Genomic DNA, 17538 nt, shown 5'->3' with positions numbered 1-17538 from the left:
TCCTCGCCGCTTGATTAATTAACCGCCCTGCGCGCAGCCGGTGCAAAAAACCGCCAGCAATGTGCGAAAAAGGCGCGATTCCCCTCCCGTTTGAAGGGGCAAAACCAGTGATAAATATTGCCCGATAGGGAGCCAGAGAAAGCGTCGGCAGGCGAATTTATACAGAGTAATATCCCGTATTTTGCCCATTTTCACATTCCCATTCGCCACATAATTTACCAACCAAAAAACAACTGATAACATCTTTTCACAATTTAAGGCATATAAAACAACATGGTTCGGTGACCCCCCGTTTGCCCGTCGCAGCCGCCGGGATCACAGGATCAGGATTGAGACCAGCAGCCAACTTCTCATCGAGCAGACACCCGACCCCATGATGAACACAGTTACGGCCAGCATCGATCTCGATGCACTTCAGCACAATTTTGCCGTGGCACGCCGCCACGCCCCCCACAGCAAGATCATCGCGGTACTCAAGGCCAATGCCTATGGTCACGGGCTGCTGCCGGTGGCCCATGCCCTCGCCCAGGCCGATGCCTATGCCGTGGCCAGGGTCGAGGAGGCACTGGTGCTGCGTGCCAACGCCATCACCAAGCCCATTCTGGTGCTGGGGGGCTTCTTCAGTGCCGAGGCGCTGCCGCTGCTGGCCAAACACGATCTGCAGACCACCCTGCATACCTGGGAGCAGTTGGCGCTGCTCGAACAGGCCACTCTGCCCGCCCCCATCAAGGTGTGGCTCAAGCTCGATACCGGGATGAACCGGCTCGGCCTGCGCGCCGAGGAGTTGCCCGCCTTTATCGAGCGGCTGAGTCATTGCCACAACGTAGTGCAGCCGTTCCAGCTGATGACCCACTTCAGCCAGTCCGATGAGCAGGATACCCAGGCCACTTTGCTGCAAATCGAGGAGTTCAACCGCCTCTCTGCCCATCTGCCGGGCGAGCGGGCCATGGCCAACTCCGCCGGCATCCTCGCCTGGCCGGCCTCGCGCAGTGACTGGATCCGGCCCGGCCTCATGCTCTACGGCGCCTCCCCCTTTACCGGCCAGCTCGCCGCCGACCACGGCTTGCGTCCGGTCATGACCCTCAAGAGCCAGCTCATCGCCACCCGGGCCTGCCAGCAGGGTGAGGCTGTCGGTTATGGGGGTCACTGGGTGGCGAGTCGGGACACCACCCTCGGCGTGGTGGCCGCGGGATATGGCGATGGCTACCCGCGCATGGCTCCCGAAGGGACCCCAATGCTGATCAATGGCCGTCGGGTTCCCATCGTGGGTCGGGTCTCCATGGACATGATCACCGTCGATCTGGGCCCGGCGGCCAGCGACAAGGTGGGGGACGAGGTTACCCTGTGGGGAGAAGGGCTGCCGGTGGAGCAGGTGGCCGAGAAGATAGGCACCATCCCCTACGAGCTGCTCACCCGCCTGACCAGCCGGGTGCATCTCGCGCACTGCGACAGCCGCGAACAGATGCCGATGTTGAAGCTGGCCTGAGCAATCAGGCTGAGGCCGGCCACCGCGAGGTGATAATCCGGCCCCTGACAACCAAAAGGCCCCGTCTTGCAACGGGGCCTTTGGCTTTATTTGGCGGTGAGGGAGGGATGATTCGCCACTGCGTGGCTCACCCCTTCGGGGCGGCCTACGGCCGTTCATCGCAGCAAGCTGCTCTGCTCGAACCCGGCGAGGGTCCTCACCCGCCCTCTTCAACATGAGCTGATAATTCTTCCCCAAAGCAAAAAACCGACCATCGGGTCGATTTTAACATCTGAGGATGGGTCGGGATTGACTCGCGCCATCCCTGGCGCTCGCCCTGCGGGCTATCCTGCCCACCTGTCGAACCAGGGCCCGAACCGAGCCGCCCATCATCGGATAAAGCAAAAGGCCCCGTCTTGCGACGGGGCCTTTTGCTTTATTTGGCGGTGAGGGAGGGATTCGAACCCTCGATACGTTGCCGTATACACACTTTCCAGGCGTGCTCCTTCAGCCACTCGGACACCTCACCAAATTTTTACTTCTTGAAGTGGCTTTCGGAGCACGCTGCGCGTGCATCTTGCCGACTTCGTCGGTGGGCAGCCTCTCGGTCACCTCACCAAATTTCGGTCTGTTGTTTAACGTGCTCAGCCAGCACTTCGTTCGTTGCGCCGTTGCGCTGGAACGGGGCGTAATGTACGGGATACGACGGCATGCGGTCAATGCAATTTTTCACTTTTTGCGTTCGTTTGCTCATTATCCGAACCAAGTGACTAAAAACATGCCGTTTCGTATCCCTTTCAATCAATTTCCAGCCGCTTCGTGCAAATGCTCGCCTTTGAGTGCCTCTTCCAGCGAGCCGTAAAACTCCAGCTGACCGGGCACCGGACGCACCTTGGCGCGCGCCAGGGTCTTGAGCGGTTGGAACTGCAGCTCGGCCACCCGCAACTGCACCCCCGCCTTGGCCATCTGCTTTTCAAACTGCAGGAAGGCGGAGAGGCCACCTGCGTCCAGGATGGAGACCGCCTCCATCTGCAGCACCAGCAGCTTGTGCCCCTTGACCTGGGCCACCAGCTCGCCGAACACCCGCTCGGCGGCGGCGAAGAACAGCGGGCCGTTGACCTTGTAGAGCAGCGCCTGCTCAGGCACTTCCTGGGCGTAGCGCTTGTGATCCGTCAGGTTGTGCAGCTTGGTCATCTTGGCAATCTCGCGCATGAACAGCAGGGAGGCGAGGATCACCCCGAAGGTGATGGCGATGACCATGTCGAAGATCACGGTCAGCGACAGGCAGACCAGCAGCACCAGCACGTCGGATCTGGGGGCGCGGCGAATGAGCTCCACCACCTTGTGCGCCTCGCTCATGTTCCAGGCGACGATGAGCAGCAAAGCCGCCATGGCCGAGAGCGGCAGCCAGGAGAGCCAGGGCGCCAGCACCAGGATGGCCGCCAGCACCACCAGCGCATGCACGATGCCGGAGATGGGAGAGGTAGCCCCGGCCCGCACGTTGGCGGCGGAGCGGGCAATGGCAGCGGTGGCGGTGATGCCGCCAAAGAAGGGGGCGACTATGTTGCCAAGCCCCTGCCCCACCAGCTCGGCGTTGGAGCTGTGCTTGCGACCTGTCATGCCGTCCAGCACCACGGCGCAGAGCAAGGATTCGATGGCCCCCAGCATCGCCATGGAGAAGGCGGCAGGCAACAGGCGCTCGATGGCGGCCAGGTTCCACTCCACCGGCGAGCCATCCGGCCCCGGCAGAGCCCAGGGCATCACCAGGGTCGGCGCGATGGGCGGGATCCCCATGCCCTGACTGCCGTCGGCCAGGGTATAGCTGAACTTGCTGCCGATGGTGGCGACGTCCACCCCGAACTGATGCAGGCCAAAGCCAAGGCCCACCCCCACCAGCACGGCGGGCAGGTGGCCTGGCACCGGCAGGCGCAGGCGCGGCCAGAGCAGCAGCACCGCCAGGGTCGCAACCCCGACCAGCGTATCCCCCCACTGCCAGCTGGGCAGGGCATGGGCCAGCGCCTCGACTTTGCCGATGTAGGTTTCCGGCATCTCGGGCACGTGCAGGCCAAAGAAGTCCTTGATCTGCAGGGTTGCAATCACGATGGCAATACCACCGGTGAAGCCCAGGGTCACCGAAGGCGGAATGTACTCGATGAGTCGTCCGAGCCGGGCCACCCCCATGGCTACCAGAAAGAAACCCGAGATCAGGGTCGCCATCAACAGGCCACCCACGCCGAACTGCTGGGCCACCGGATAGAGGATCACCACGAAGGCGGCGGTCGGCCCCGAGATGGAGAAGCGGGAGCCGCCGGTCAAGGCGATGACGATGCCGGCGATGATGGCGGTATAGAGACCGTGCTGCGGCGGCACGCCACTGGCGATGGCCAGCGCCATGGCCAGCGGAATGGCGATGATGCCGACCGTGATGCCGGCGATCAGGTCGCGGCCGAAGCGGGGAACGCTGTAGGGTTCGTCAATACAGGATTGGCGTAAAGCAATGGCCAGCTTCACGCTTTGCAAAGGTGCTTGGTTGTGCATGTATTCGTAATACCAGAAGAGGGAGATAAAGGCCGGATTGAACCGGCGCCCGATCATCATCAAGGGCCGGCAGAGCTGTCGACACGGCGATGGTATCTTGGCCAACCATACCCCAGCCGATGAAATATTTCGATGGGCGGGATCAATGAATGGCCGTTACCACGCAATATTGCCGGTGATAGTCAGCATATCGACCACTTTTCTCACCATTACGCAGCACACTCACTTCGCCTGCTAACCAATTTTTCCCTTCCTTATCCTGGTCGCGCGCCCTCCCCCTCTTTATATCTACCCGTCGGATACGGTGCCGGCGCTCGCCCCTCCCTCATCCTGTCCCGGCAGCCAATGCATTTCGTCTACCTCCCTCCTTACTCGGCGGCTTCCCCCTTGGCGAGCCTGCGAGGCTCACTCCAAGCTGCTGATTGTGCTGAAAACAGTCCACAGCGGCCAAGTTTTGGGCAAACGGTCCAAAATCCCCTTTTTGCAGCGGATCGCGGGTTGACACCCGGCGGACGGGCCATTAATATCCGCACCGTCTCGACTAGACAGGCAATTCCTCCTTAGTTCAGTCGGTAGAACGGCGGACTGTTAATCCGTATGTCACTGGTTCAAGTCCAGTAGGAGGAGCCAATTCCCTCGTAGTTCAGTCGGTAGAACGGCGGACTGTTAATCCGTATGTCACAGGTTCAAGTCCTGTCGAGGGAGCCACATTCGAAAGCCCAGCCTTTGGCTGGGCTTTTTCGTATCCCACCTTCGAAGCTACCATACAGGCTACCGTGGCTTGTACTTTCACCGAACGGCCTCAGCCCGGGTGTCGGCATCCCCTTCTTCCGTGCCCTTTCACGCCTCCCCTTGCTTTTTTGCTTGCCTCTGCCGGATATTCGTTATCACAATTACCGCCCCTGTTCACACCGTCAAAAGGACCCCTTGGCATGTCTGAGGATGCGATGCAAAAAGAAGCAGTGCCTGCTCAAGCCACCAAGCAGCCCAAAGATCCCGTCCGGCGTCTTACGCTGCAATTGGTCATGCTTGCCTTGATCGTCTTGGTCTATGTGCTGTTTGCTCAACGCCTGACCCCGATGAGCAGCCAGGGTACGGTACAGGCCTTTTTGATCCGCCTGGCCCCCGAGGTGGCCGGACGGGTGACTGCGGTGGAAGTCAGTGACAATCAGCAGGTTTCCGCCGGCATCCCTCTGTTTCAAATCAACCAGGAGCCCTATCTGATTGCCGTCACCCAGGCAGAAGCCCATGTGGCTGCAGTCGGGCAATCGATCGGGGCTGACACTGCCGCGGTGCAAACCGCCCAGGCCAAGGTGGTACAGGCCAAATCGGCCAAGGATAACGCTGCCGACAATGCCGCCAGAGTGGTCGAGCTGGCCAAACGAGGGGTCATGTCGATCGCGCAGCGGGATCAGGCGACGGCAACCTTGCAGCAAGCCAGGGCCTCCCTGGCGGCCGCACAGGCAGAGTTGCGCCGTGCAGAACAGAGCCTGGGGCCTGCCGGCAATGAAAATCCCAAGCTGAAAGAAGCGATGGCCGCCCTGGCCAAAGCCAGACTCGATCTCATTCGCACCACGGTCAAAGCGCCCAACAAGGGGGCCATTACCAACATACAGCTGGCGCCAGGCCAGTATGCCGCCGTGGGAAGTCCGGCAATGACCTTCATCGACACCTCGGCGGTCTGGATCAGCTGTATGCTGCCTGAGAACTCGTTGGAATACCTGCGACCGGGCATCAAGGCCGAAGTGGTCTTCGATGTACTCCCCGGCCGCGTCTTCAAAGCTCACCTCGATACCCTGGGATGGGGCAGTGCTGGCAATACCACCACAGACCAGACCACCGGTCTGCTCACGGCACCACAAAACAGCCCCAGTGCGCGCCAGTTTCCAGTGAGCCTGGTACTGGATGAGGCACTTCCTCGCGGGTTGCGCTATGGCTCCCAGGCCACCGTCATTTTCTATCCCAACAAGGTGGGCATGATGGATACGATTGCCGCCGGCTGGATCCGTGTTGTCAGCCTGCTGACCTATATTGCCTGATGATGAACAAAGCGTGGTGGCAATGCAGCCTGCGTCTTGGCGTCATTCCCATGGCGGCACTGGCGGTTACCCTGGCCACGGGTCAGGCCTTGCCCTTTCTGATCCCCATGTTCATCGTCATCATGCTGATGCTGAGTCCGACGCGCCTGCCGCTGATGATGGTAGTGAGAATGCTGGCACTGATCGTCGGCTGTACCGCGCTCATCTGTTTTCTTGCACATGTGGTCGGCACCAATCCCGTCGCTTTCTGGCTGGCCATGGCTGCGGTTGTGGTTCTGGCCTTTGCCCGCCTTGGCAAGAACCCTGACGATCTGCCCGGATTGCTGGTGCTGATCGTGTCGTCGATGACGATGGTGCTGGTACAAAGCCAGCCATCGCTGGTCCTGGCACTCCCCGTGTTGATGGGAAAAGCCTTTCTGATCTCCTATTTATGGTGTCTGCTGGCTTTTGCCATCTGGCCCCGGCCTTCCCCTCCGCTAATTCCCCTGACCGCCATGCGCGGTGATGAAAGGGTGATGCTGATCCTGGGAAAGAGCGCCGCTCTGTTGCTGGCCATCGGTATCGCCATCTGGCTGCAAGACAGCAGTGCCATCTTGATCGGGGCCACGATTGCCAACCTGCTACGCGCCAGCGACCCCCATCTGACACGAATGAACAGCAAACCACTGCTGCAGGCCAACTTGCTGGCGGCGGCCTTGGCTACCCCGGTGATCCTGCTGGCCTACATCAGTCAGTCTCCCCTGATCCTGTCACTGCTGGCGCTCGCCGGCAGCATCTGGCTGGCGGGACGGTTGGCGGCAGCCTGGCCCAAAGTGGTGGTACAAACTGCAATGACGGTTTACATCACTTTGCTGGGAACCGCCTTGCCCCAGTATCAGCAAGGGCTGCACCTGGTATGGGATCGACTCGCGACGCTGTTGCTGGTCGTCCTCTATTGCACCCTGGTTGTGCATCTCTTGACCACATCAACCGATAAGTCATGTCCTGCTTGAACGACATCATCTTGTCCAGACCGTTTATTGTCAGAGGGTAGAGACATGCTTTGCCCTTTGCGACCCCCACTCGATTCAGGAGTTTCTATGCGCCGTTTCAACTTAATGCTCAATGGCAGCCGGTTGATGATGTTTCCCTTCTATGTCTGCATCCTTGTCTGTGTCGCCCTCTTGATGGTGAAGTTCGCCATGCAGCTCTATGAGCTGTGTCGCGACATCATCGACATCCCCTATCTGGATCTCATCACAGGGGTGCTGACCCTGGTGGACTTCGTGCTGGTGGCCCAGATGCTGATCCTGGTGGCCATCTGCGGCTACGTACAGTTCATCAAGACCCCGGAGCAGCGGGCAGCCCTTGGCGACAACTGGCTCAGCAAGATCAACTTCGCCTCCCTCAAACTCATCGTCATCAACTCCCTGGTCACCATCGCCGGGATCGAGGTGCTCAAGGCCTTCCTGACCGACGGTACCGGCAACGAGATCGAGATGAAGTGGTCGGTCATCGTCTTCCTCGCCTTCTCCACCGCGGCGCTCATCTACGCGGTCACCGAGCGGCTGGCGGACCACAAGTAGCGCCGGTTTTCATTCAGCCTTTATTCATCAAGAGCCGAATTGATAACTCTTTTCATTACCTTTACTGCATTGTAAACTTGCTCCCCCGGGCTGAACTGCCCGGGCGTTGGAGCACTTATGACAAGCCTTTCCCTCTCACCACGACACTGCTGGCAGTGGCTGGCCTATCACCATCAGGCCGCCGAGGGCTCCCTCTATCTGATGTTCTTCTCCGGCCTGCTGCTGTGGGAACCGCTGACCCCGCTCTGGTCGCTGGCACGCTGGAACCTGTTCCTGCACGTCGCCCTCTCGCTCACCCTGTTTCCCCTGCTGTTCGGCGCGTTCTGGCTCTCCCATCGCAGCCTGCTGCGCAAAAGCCGCAAGCCTTTTTTGCGCACCACGGGCCGCATCATCGAGGCCCTGCTGCTGGTCTGTCTGACAAGCGGCCTGCTGCTGGTACTGCACGGCACCCCGGGCGATAGCCTGGGCAACCTTGCCAGCTGGGCCCACTGGCTGAGCTCCCTCGCGTTGACTCCCCTGGTGCTGCGCCACGCCTGGCGCTGGACCATCTTGAAATGGCGCACCTGATCTTATGTTGAAGTTGTTGTTATCCCTGATGTTGGCCACCCTGCTGCTGGGGACCGCCTCGGCCCAGGAGATGGGCACCGCAATGATTGCCTATGACGAGGGGAGCACCCCGCGCCTCGTCACCGCCAACCAGAGTGCAGGCTCGGTCACCCTGCTTGAACGCGATAGCGGCAAGCGACTCAAAGAGGCACAACTGGGGGGCGATCTGCGCCAGCTGGCCCGCGCAGACGACGGCCCCCTGCTGGTGACCGACTACAGCGGCGATCGGTTGCTGCTGCTGGATGATGATCTCGACCTGGACAAGGCGATCCCCACCGGCCATAGACCCTACGGCGTCATCTTCGACCCCAAGCGGCAGTGGTTCTGGGTCACGCTGTTCGAATCAGCTCGCCTGCAGGCTTATGACACCGCGGGCAAGCTGCAGCTGGATGCAGAAACCGCCGAGACACCCCGCGGGCTGGCCCTGACCGACGACGATCGCCTGCTGCTCACCCACGCCATGACCGGCCAGCTCGCCATCTATGATCTCGCCAAACTCGGCAGCGACGCCAAAGGCGCTACCCTGCCCAAGCCCAAGCTCATTACCCTGGCCGAGACTCACAGCGATACCCCAAGCGACTCGCAGGGCTTGCCGCGCCTGCTGGACGGCATCGCCCTCTCCCCCGATGGCAGCGAAGCCTGGCTGCCCCACGTGCTGTGGAGCTTCGATCACCCTTTCCAGTTTCAGAGCACCGTCTTCCCGGCGGTCTCCATCATCGACCTGGATGAAGAGAAAGAGCGGGTCGATGAAAGAAAGCAGCTCTTCTTGCAGATCAACCTGCCCAGCGTCGGCAACCGCAGCCAGATCGTCTCCAACCCATTCGCGGCGCGCTTCGCCGCCGACGGCAAGCGGGTCTATCTGACCCTGGCGGGCTCGGAGGATCTACTGGTGTTCGACCTGTCGCGCAGCGGCAAGCAGAACAGCAACCGCCACAGACGCAAGAAGTTTCAGGGCGGCGCCAAGGCGACCCAGCTCCTTCGCCACCTGCCGGGCCAGAATCCGCGCGACTTGTTTGTAGACGGCGACCACATCCTGGTACACAACGTCATGGGGCAGGATCTCACCCGCCTCAACACCGGCGGCAGCGGCCCCTTCGCCCGGGTCACAGTGGATGTGCCCCACTTCGCCAAGCTGGTCGAGACGGATCCGCGCCCCGAGCCGCTTCAGCGCGGCGAGCGGCTGTTCAATCTGGGCAACACAGCCGCCAACAGCCGCTTCCCCATGGCGGGGGACAACTGGATGAGCTGCAACTCCTGCCATCTGGACGGGTTCAACTTCACCAACCGCTATCTGATGGCAGCCCATCGCCAGCAGAGCGGCGACAACGCCATCAACGGCCACGCCAACCTGGCCAACATGGTGGCGGGGGACTTTATCGGCGAGTACCTGCGCATGACCCAGCAGACCCAGGGCGGCATGGGCCATGACACCCGCGATGGCGCCGAAGCGGTCGACCCCGCTAGGCCCCAGCCCGAGGTGAAAGCGATGATGGAGGATCTGCACGCCTTCGTCACCGCCGATGGCAACCTCCCCTATCTGGCCAACTGGCTCAGGCTCGATGCCCCGCGCAGGGATCCCACCAAGGCGCCGACCACCCATCCCAGGGAGTGGCTCAACTCCGCCTCCTGCCAGAACTGTCACCAACAGGCGTTCCAGGACTGGAGCGAGAGCAACCACCGGCTGATGGGCAACTCCCACCCCTACTACAAGGTGGTGCAGGCGCTGGCCCGTGAAACCGAGGGCGAGGCCTTCGGTCAGTGGTGCCAGGGCTGCCACATGCCCCAGCAGGTGTTGAACGGCCAGCAGGATCTTCCCAAGGGCTCCCACATGTTCGAGCAAGGCGGCGCCTCGCTCATTGCCGCCCACCAGAAAGGCGAACCTGTGGTGGAGGAAGGGACCGGCTGCGTGCTTTGCCATCGCATCACCAAAGTGGAAGATGCCGGCGGCAACAGTGCCTTTACCGTGAATCTGAAAGACCGCGAGAGCTATGTGTTCGAGGATGCCGCCGGTGGCAGCCTCAAGCACTGGCTGGCGGAGCGGCAGATCAACGCCCGCCCCGCCATGCACAAGGCCTCCTACCAGAAGGATTTCTACCGCGACGCGGCCCTGTGCAAGTCCTGTCACAACGAGTTTGCCCCCGGTACCGGCGCCAATATCGTCAACACCTGGGATGAGTGGGAGAAATCCAGCTTCGCCAAGGCGGAGGATCCCGCCAAGCGGCGCACCTGCATCGACTGCCACATGAACCCTACACCTGGCAACGGCGGCGCGCCGGTGGCCGGCCAGTCCACCGAAAACGGCACAGTGAAAGAACGGCTCTATCGCCACAACTTTACCGGCGCCCAGCACCAGCTGGTGGGGCTGCGCAATCCCGCGCTCGAGCAGGAGAGCCTGGCGCTGCTGCGCTCAAGCGCCACCCTCTCTGCCCGCATTGAAAACCAGAGCGGCCAGCCCGAGCTGGTGGTGCGGGTCGCCAATACCGGCGCCGGCCACGCCCTGCCCACCGGGGTCGCCGATTTCCGCGAACTCTGGCTGGAGCTGACCGTCACCGACGCCAGCGGCAAGCTGCTGCTTGCCAGCGGTCAGCCGGTGGATGGCGCCGTCCCTGAAGATGCGCGACTGTTCAGAAAAGTGTTCGGCGATGCCGAGGGCAAGCCGGTGGGGCTCAAGTTCTGGCGCTACGCCAAGCTCCTTGAAGATACCCGCATTCCGGCCGATGGCTGGCGCGATGAAGCCTGGCCGCTGCCAGCGGATGCCCAAGGGCCCTTCAAGGCCGATATCAAACTCAATTTCCGCACCTACCCCAAGTGGGTCAATGATGCGGTGCGCGCCGCCGAGCCGAGCTTGCCGGAGCCACCCATAGTGCTACTCAATCGGCTGCAACTCACCCTGCGGCCTCTCCCCGTCACGCCCGCTACGGAGCCTCACACCTGATGTTTGCAAGTTTTCTCATTACCCTGCGCGAGGGGCTGGAAGCCTTCCTGCTGGTCGGCATCTGCCTCTCCTACCTCGCCAAGCTGGGGGCGAGCCGCTACAACAAGTTCGTCTATCTGGGGGTGGGGCTGGGCCTGCTTGCCTCTCTCGTGGTCGCCTTCCTGTTCCAGGTGGTGGTGAGCCAGTTCGAGAGCGAGCGCTACAACCATTTGCTGATGGCGGGGATCCTGATTTTCGCCACCCTGGTGCTCACCTACATGGCGGTCTGGATGCAGAAGCAGGCCAAATCCCAGGTGGGGGCCATGACGGCGCGCATCGATGCCGCCATCGACGGCGGCAACCTGTTCGGTCTGGTGCTGCTCGCCTTCCTGGCGGTGATGCGCGAAGGCTTTGAAACCGTGCTGTTCTTCTCGGCCTTGGTTTACTCCGGGCAAGGGGTGGATCTGCACGAGGGGCTGATGGGGGCGCTGGGCGGCCTGCTGCTGTCGGTGGTGCTGGTGTGGGGGCTGCTGCGCTCCACCCGCAAGGTGGCGCTGGCCCCCTTCTTCCGCTGGACCGGTCTGCTTATCATCATCATCGCCGCCGGCCTGCTGTCGTCCGCCGTCAACATGCTGCAGGCAGCCGGGCTCATCACCTTCTGGACCGAGCCTGTCTTCAACATCAGTCACATTCTCGACGATCAGGGGGTATTTGGTACCTTCCTGCGCGCCCTGTTTGGCTACAATGCCTCACCGGCCGGCCTGCAGTTGCTGACCTGGGCCAGCTACCTGGTGATCTTCGTCACCGTCTGGCATCGCAACTATCGTCCCCAGCGCTGATCGCCCAGCGCGGCGCAGCAGCGGATGACAAGGCGGCTCAGCGGGGCCGCCTTTTCCACTTCTTATCTTTTGGTCAGCGTTTCGGATAAAGAGTCATGAGCGACAACAACACACAACACATAGCGGTACTGGGCGCCGGCCCGGCCGGTCTGATGGCCGCCTGGCGCCTGCGCCAGGCCGGTTTTGCGGTCACCCTGTTCGAGCAGGAGAGCGTGGTGGGCGGCATGTGCGCCACCCAGACCTTCAAGGGGCGCGACGGCGAGTATCGCTTCGACTACGGCGGCCACCGCTTCATCACCAAGAACCCCGAGCTGCTCGCCTTTATCGACGAGCTGATGGGGGACGACCTGCTCCACGCCGAGCGAAAGAGCGTCATCCGCTTTGGCGGGCGTACCTATGACTACCCCCTGAACCTGCCCAACCTGCTCAAGACGGCGCCGCTCGCCCTGATGGCCGGGGCGGTGAAGGATCTGTTGCTGTTGCCCCTTGCCAGGAAGCCCACCGATTTTGCCAAGGCGAGCTTTGCCGAGTGGATCCAGAGCCACTTTGGCCGCACCCTCTACCGCCAGTTCTTCGAGGGCTACACCGGCAAACTGTGGGGCATCAACCCGGACAAGCTCTCCGCCGACTGGGCCGGTCAGCGCATCAGCCTGATCGATCTCAAAGACGTGGCGCGCCGCCTGTTGCCAAGACGCAACGGCAGCATCTCGGTGCGCACCTATGCCCGCAAGTACCGCTACCCCAAATACGGCTTTGGTCAGATCTTCACCACCCTGGGGGAGCGACTGGTTGCCGAAGGGGTTGAGCTGAAAACCGGCGCCACCATCACCCGCCTTGAGCAGGCTGATGGCCGTATCGAACGGGTCTATTGGCAACAGCAGGGGATTGAACAGAGCGAGCGATTTGATCAGGTGATCTCCACCCTGCCGCTGCCGCTCACCTGCCAGCATCTGGGCTTGCCGTGCGATCTGCACTACCGGTCGCTGCGCTTCGTCAATATGCCGCTCAAACAGGAGAACCTGTCGGACAACACCTGGCAGTACCTCTCCGACCCCCATATCCTGGCCACCCGCCTACAGGAGCCGCGCCGGCGCAGCCCCTTTATGGCGCCCCAGGGCCAGACCTCGGTGATGCTGGAGATCCCCTGCAACCCGGGAGATGCTACCTGGCAGGCGCAGCTCTCTGATCTGCGCGGTCGGGTTACCGATGATCTGGCGAGCCTCGGCGTCGATATCGCCAAGCTTGGCGATGAGACCTTCGAGGCGCGCAGCGAGTACGCCTATCCGCTGATGGACCTCGGTTATCAGGCCCGCCGCAACGAGGCCATCAAGGCGCTGATGCCCATCACCAACCTCATCATGACCGGCCGTCAGGGGACATTCCGCTACATCTTCACCGACACCGCCATGGAGATGGGGATGATGGCCGCCGACATGGTGATCGACGGGGTGGACAGACGCCACGCCATCTTCAACCATCGCAACGAAAACACCGTGATCGAGACCCAGAGCGTGGCCTGATGGCCCCTGAATGTGGTGATCGACGGGGTGGACAGACGCCACGCTATCTTCAACCATCGCAACGAAAATACCGTGATTGAGACCCAGAGCGTGGCCTGATGGCCGCGCCATAAACAAACAAGGAGAAGAGGATGACCATCCGCCCGGGTTTACTTGCCCTCACCCTGCTGCTGGCCCTGAGCGGGCAGGCGCAGGCTTACTCCTACGCCGCCGCCGGCAAGGAGCCGCTGATCGATGCTCGCGAGGCGCTGCTGGGCGCCGCCACTGACGGCAAGGATGCCAGCGCCACCTTGAGCGAGATTGCCGAGGAGCTGACCTATCTGGAGGAGCACCACAAGGTCGAGCTGCAAGCGCCGCTCGCGGCCGCCATCAAGGCCAAAGACGCCGCGGCTACCGCGGCCCTGCTCAACCGGGCCTACAAGGCGGAGATCGAGCGCCGCCTCGAGGGGGCCAGCCAGAACCTTGGCGACTACCAGACCGCCAAGGTGCTGGTGGTCAAGAGCAAGCGCTTCCTCGATTTGATCCTCCCCTCCCTGAGTGAAGGGGATCGCAAGGCCGCCGAGCAGGCGCTGGCCAAGGTGCTGGATGCCATCGGCAACCCTGGGGTGTTCGGGGTGGGCGCCAAGCCCGCCGATTCAGCCGCCTTTAGCGATGCCGAAAAAGCGCTGATGGCCGTGCTGGCACCGCTCTGATGACCAACTGCCAATCATTGCGCCACCTCGCCGTGACAAACGGTGGGTTTCGCTGCGCGCTACCCACCCTACGTACTTTGATGACTTCTTATTGATGACGACGGCCCCCCTCATCCCCGACCCTTCTCCCGCAAGGGGAGAAGGGGGGCGTCACCACGGCCGATTACGCTTCGCTAATCGACCCTACTTGCTGATCCTTCTACAACTGGTCTGGCTTGGCTGGCTGCTGGCCTTCCCGGTGGCCCTCGATTCCGACGATGCCCTCAACTTCGCCCACGGGGTGGTGCGTTTCAGCGTGCTGGAGTTCTCCCCCCACTTTCCGGGTTACCCCGCCTTTATCTGGCTGGCGCGGCTGATCAATCTGGCGGTGGACGAACCGGCCCGCGCGGTGCAGTGGGCAAGCCTGTTGGGGAGCAGTTTGCTGGCGCCGCTCGCCGCCTCGCTGGCGGTCAAGTTGTGGCAACGGCCCAGCCTGCTGGCGCCGGTCTGGCTGCTGGTGCTGGCCCTGCCGCTCACCCCGACTCTCGCTCTTTCCGGCCTCTCGGACGGGCCGGCGCTGGCCGCCTGGCTCGGAGCTCTCCTGGGCTTGCAACAGCGCAAGATAACTCTGGCGGGTCTGCTGCTGGGCCTGATGCTGGCGCTGCGCCCCTCCTACTTCGTGCTGGCGCTGCTGCCCCTTTGGCTGGGGATGGCGCAAAAGGGAATGCGCGTCAGGTTTATGCTCCCCATCACGCTGGTGGGGCTAGCCTGCCTGATGTTTGTCTGGCAGGCCGATGGCTGGGCCTATTTCAGCGAGGGGCGCCGCTTTACCGACGGTCACTTTACCTTGTGGGGCAACACGGCGGCGGCCCACGGCGATCGGCTGCTGAGCTGGGCGAAGACCTTCAACGAGCAGCTCACCCCACTCTGGCCTTTGGCTGTCGGGGGACTGCTGGCGCAGCCGTTGTGGCAACGGTGCAAGGGCCACGCTGCCGCCCTCTCCCCCTGCTGGTCCCTCTACTGGCTTGCCCTGCTGCTCTGGACCCTGTTTGGCCAGAACCCGGACAATCCCCGCCATCTGGCCCCCATCACCCTGCTCGCCATCATCTTGCTGGCAGGCTGGTTGCCGCACCGGGGCGAGCGGCCAGCCATGCTGGGAGCCCTCGTGCTGCTGCTCTGCACCCTCACCCCGCCGGCGGCGCCAGCCATGACCCGGGCAGCCAGGCTGGCCGAGCAGGCGTGCCCCGCGCTGGTGACCCAGTGGGGTGTGAGGCTGCTGCGCGAAACTACGGCCCTGCCCGTCACCGACGGCTGGTATCAGGGGGATGCTCGCCTTGCATTGGCGCAAGGGGCCTGCCGGCTCAGCCGGCGTCCCCTCGACCCGGAGGAACTGCCCGCAGGTGGCCAGCGAGTCTGGTTTGCCCCCCGCTTTCACGCCGAGCCCGGCCTCTGGCTCGGCATACAGGATCACCCCCGTCACCAAAACTGGTAGACTGGATGTTTGTCACTCCCTGACTTCGCACTCATCAAGACTGGATAGCCTATGCCCCACGCCCCCCTCTCCCCCCGTTTCCTGTTCATCCTGCTCGGCGCCCTGGCAGGCCTGACGCCGCTCGCGGTCGACATGTACCTGCCCGCCATTCCGGCCATCGCCCGGGATCTGGCTACCAGCATCGATGGCGCCCAGCTCACCATCAGCGCCTTCCTCGGCGGCTTTGCCATCGGCCAGCTGTTCTACGGCCCGCTCGCCGACAGCTATGGCCGCAAACCGGTGATCCTGGCGGGGCTGGTGATGTTTGCCATCGCCTCGGTGGGCTGCGCCATGGCGGATTCCCTGCCGGAGCTCTTGGCCTATCGGATGTTGCAGGCGGCCGGCGGGGCGGCCGGCTCTGTGGTGGTCAATGCGCTGCTGCGCGACCTGTTCGAGAAGGAGGCCTTCTCCCGCGCCATGTCGTTCGTCATTCTGGTGATGACGCTCGCGCCGCTGGTCGCCCCCGTGGTGGGCGGCTACATCAGCGCCCACAGCGACTGGCGGGTGATCTTCTGGCTGCTGATGGGGATCAGCCTGCTCATCTGCCTGGTGATGCAGTGGAAAATTCAGGAAACCCTGAAGCCCGAACACAAGCAGCCCCTCAACCTCGGCCAGGTGCTGCGCAACTACTGGGGCGTGCTCTCCCATCGCGGCGCCATGGGTTACGTGCTATGCGGCGCCCTGTCGAGCTCGGGCATGTTCGCCTTTATCAGCGCCTCCCCCTATGTCTACATCGAGTACTTCAAGGTGCCGACCGAGCACTATGGCTGGCTGTTCGGCCTCAACATCCTGCTGATGATGGTGGTCACCTTCGTCAACAGCCGGCTGGTGAAGGGGGTGGGCGCCGAGCGCATGCTGCAGTACGGCCTGCTGGTACTGCCGCTGGCCGGCGCCCTGCTCATCTACAACGCCTGGAGCCAGACCGGCGGCCTGTGGGGCATCGTCATTCCGGTGGTGCTGTTTGTCGGCCACATCAGCCTGGTGGGGGCCAACGCCATGACCGGCCTGATGGGCCACTTCCCGCAGTCCGCGGGCACCGCCTCGGCGCTGGCGGGCACCTTGCGCTTTGGCATCGGCGCCCTGGTGGGGGTGCTGGTCAACCTCAATCCCCCCGAATCGCCGCTGCCCATGGCCATCGCCATCGCCGGCTGCGGATTCGGCTCGGCGCTCTGCTACTGGCTGCTGACCGGCAAGCGCGCCTGAGGGCTCCAAGAATGACCAAGCCCTGTCCATGGACAGGGCTTTTTTGTGTTCGCTTGCGTGTGCGCGGCGTCCCTCAGGGGTCCGGTGAGAGTCCGCTTCGCACCAGGATCTCGCTCTCCAGCCCATCCAGGCTCAGCTGATTCTTCTTGCGCCAGTAGGCTTCAATCCCCTCCCGGCCATGGCGCTCGGACCAGTTGGCGAGATCCTCCCTGTCCCCCTGGTACTCATACAGCGGCACCGACATGCCGCAGGAGGCCTGGACGCGCGCTATGTCCAGCAGGAAGATCTGGCGGGCCGCGACGCTTTGGGGAAAGCGTGCCAGGAACGACGACCACTCAGGATCACTCCGGTGCAGCACCCGTGCCCGGCCATAGGCCCTCAGGATCAGCGGCGCCCCCTCGAAGGCGCAGAACATCACCGTCATGCGCGGGTGTTGCAGCACATGGGCCGCCGACTCGTTGCCACTGCCGGTCAGGTTGAGCCAGACCAGGGTGTGGGGGTCAATGACCCTCAGCGAGTCCCCGCCCTTGGGGGAGAGATTGACCGTCCCCTCTGCGGCCGCCGTGCCGACGAAGAAGATCTTCTGTGCCTCGATGAAGGCCACATGGCGCGGCGAGAGCGCCTCGAACAGTTGTCCCATCTTGTCT

Annotated in this window: 13 protein-coding genes, 3 tRNA genes and 1 other RNA gene; 13 read left to right on the top strand and 4 right to left on the bottom strand. The window is 62.7% G+C overall.

Features of this window, described 5'->3' with window-relative positions:
• The first annotated feature begins 373 nt into the window (after positions 1-373).
• A complete protein-coding gene (gene alr, locus CK627_RS13375; RefSeq protein WP_174704182.1) occupies positions 374-1486 on the top strand; it encodes an alanine racemase in 1113 nt (370 codons plus the stop codon).
• A 91-nt stretch (positions 1487-1577) separates the two neighbouring features.
• Here the strand turns inward: alr and CK627_RS13370 are convergent.
• From CK627_RS13370 to dauA, 3 genes are all read right to left on the bottom strand, one after another.
• Positions 1578-1706, bottom strand: a non-coding RNA gene (locus tag CK627_RS13370) — RtT sRNA.
• 200 nt (positions 1707-1906) lie between these two features.
• A tRNA-Ser gene (locus tag CK627_RS13365) sits at positions 1907-1994 on the bottom strand.
• Between the two features lie 272 nt (positions 1995-2266).
• Positions 2267-4063, bottom strand: a complete 1797-nt coding sequence (gene dauA / locus CK627_RS13360) for a C4-dicarboxylic acid transporter DauA (protein ID WP_174704181.1) — start codon at positions 4061-4063, stop codon at positions 2267-2269.
• 494 nt (positions 4064-4557) lie between these two features.
• Between dauA and CK627_RS13355 the strand changes: the two genes are divergently transcribed.
• The 12 genes from CK627_RS13355 (at position 4558) to CK627_RS13300 (ending at position 16891) form a co-directional block, all read left to right on the top strand.
• Positions 4558-4633, top strand: a tRNA-Asn gene (locus CK627_RS13355).
• A 2-nt stretch (positions 4634-4635) separates the two neighbouring features.
• A tRNA-Asn gene (locus CK627_RS13350) sits at positions 4636-4711 on the top strand.
• Between the two features lie 224 nt (positions 4712-4935).
• Positions 4936-6042, top strand: coding sequence for an HlyD family secretion protein (locus tag CK627_RS13345; RefSeq protein WP_095592573.1), 1107 nt, complete (start codon positions 4936-4938; stop codon positions 6040-6042).
• Positions 6042-7034 (top strand): DUF2955 domain-containing protein, encoded by a 993-nt coding sequence (locus CK627_RS13340; RefSeq protein ID WP_095592572.1) that lies wholly within the window; start codon positions 6042-6044, stop codon positions 7032-7034. Before CK627_RS13345 ends, CK627_RS13340 begins: the two co-directional genes overlap by 1 nt.
• A gap of 87 nt (positions 7035-7121) precedes the next feature.
• Positions 7122-7607 (top strand): YqhA family protein, encoded by a 486-nt coding sequence (locus CK627_RS13335; protein WP_005301997.1) that lies wholly within the window; start codon positions 7122-7124, stop codon positions 7605-7607.
• A 117-nt stretch (positions 7608-7724) separates the two neighbouring features.
• Positions 7725-8174 carry a hypothetical protein gene (locus tag CK627_RS13330; RefSeq protein ID WP_095592571.1) on the top strand — a complete coding sequence of 150 codons (450 nt, stop codon included), beginning with the start codon at positions 7725-7727 and terminating at the stop codon, positions 8172-8174.
• Positions 8175-8178: 4 nt separating this feature from the next.
• The gene (locus CK627_RS13325) at positions 8179-11148 is read left to right on the top strand and encodes a YncE family protein (RefSeq protein WP_167385349.1); all 2970 of its coding nucleotides are present in this window, start codon (positions 8179-8181) and stop codon (positions 11146-11148) included.
• The gene (locus CK627_RS13320; protein WP_005302005.1) at positions 11148-11966 is read left to right on the top strand and encodes an FTR1 family iron permease; all 819 of its coding nucleotides are present in this window, start codon (positions 11148-11150) and stop codon (positions 11964-11966) included. The genes CK627_RS13325 and CK627_RS13320 overlap by 1 nt, the downstream gene beginning before the upstream one ends.
• A 95-nt stretch (positions 11967-12061) precedes the next feature.
• Positions 12062-13486: an FAD-dependent oxidoreductase gene (locus CK627_RS13315; RefSeq protein WP_095592570.1), complete on the top strand. Its 1425-nt coding sequence runs from the start codon at positions 12062-12064 to the stop codon at positions 13484-13486.
• A gap of 131 nt (positions 13487-13617) precedes the next feature.
• Positions 13618-14178 carry a hypothetical protein gene (locus tag CK627_RS13310; protein WP_017778874.1) on the top strand — a complete coding sequence of 187 codons (561 nt, stop codon included), beginning with the start codon at positions 13618-13620 and terminating at the stop codon, positions 14176-14178.
• Between the two features lie 187 nt (positions 14179-14365).
• Positions 14366-15649 (top strand): hypothetical protein, encoded by a 1284-nt coding sequence (locus CK627_RS13305; RefSeq protein ID WP_095592569.1) that lies wholly within the window; start codon positions 14366-14368, stop codon positions 15647-15649.
• A gap of 51 nt (positions 15650-15700) precedes the next feature.
• Positions 15701-16891 carry a Bcr/CflA family multidrug efflux MFS transporter gene (locus tag CK627_RS13300; protein ID WP_005302014.1) on the top strand — a complete coding sequence of 397 codons (1191 nt, stop codon included), beginning with the start codon at positions 15701-15703 and terminating at the stop codon, positions 16889-16891.
• Between the two features lie 73 nt (positions 16892-16964).
• Here CK627_RS13300 and CK627_RS13295 read toward each other — a convergent pair whose 3' ends face one another.
• Entirely contained in the window at positions 16965-17531 is a 567-nt protein-coding gene (locus CK627_RS13295) for a pyridoxamine 5'-phosphate oxidase family protein (protein ID WP_095592568.1), read from the bottom strand.
• Positions 17532-17538: the final 7 nt, after the last annotated feature.

This window comes from Aeromonas dhakensis, assembly GCF_002285935.1.
In the GTDB taxonomy this organism is placed as follows: domain Bacteria; phylum Pseudomonadota; class Gammaproteobacteria; order Enterobacterales; family Aeromonadaceae; genus Aeromonas; species Aeromonas dhakensis.
Note: the sequence above shows the minus strand (reverse complement) of the source record. Positions and strands in the feature narration are given on the sequence as shown.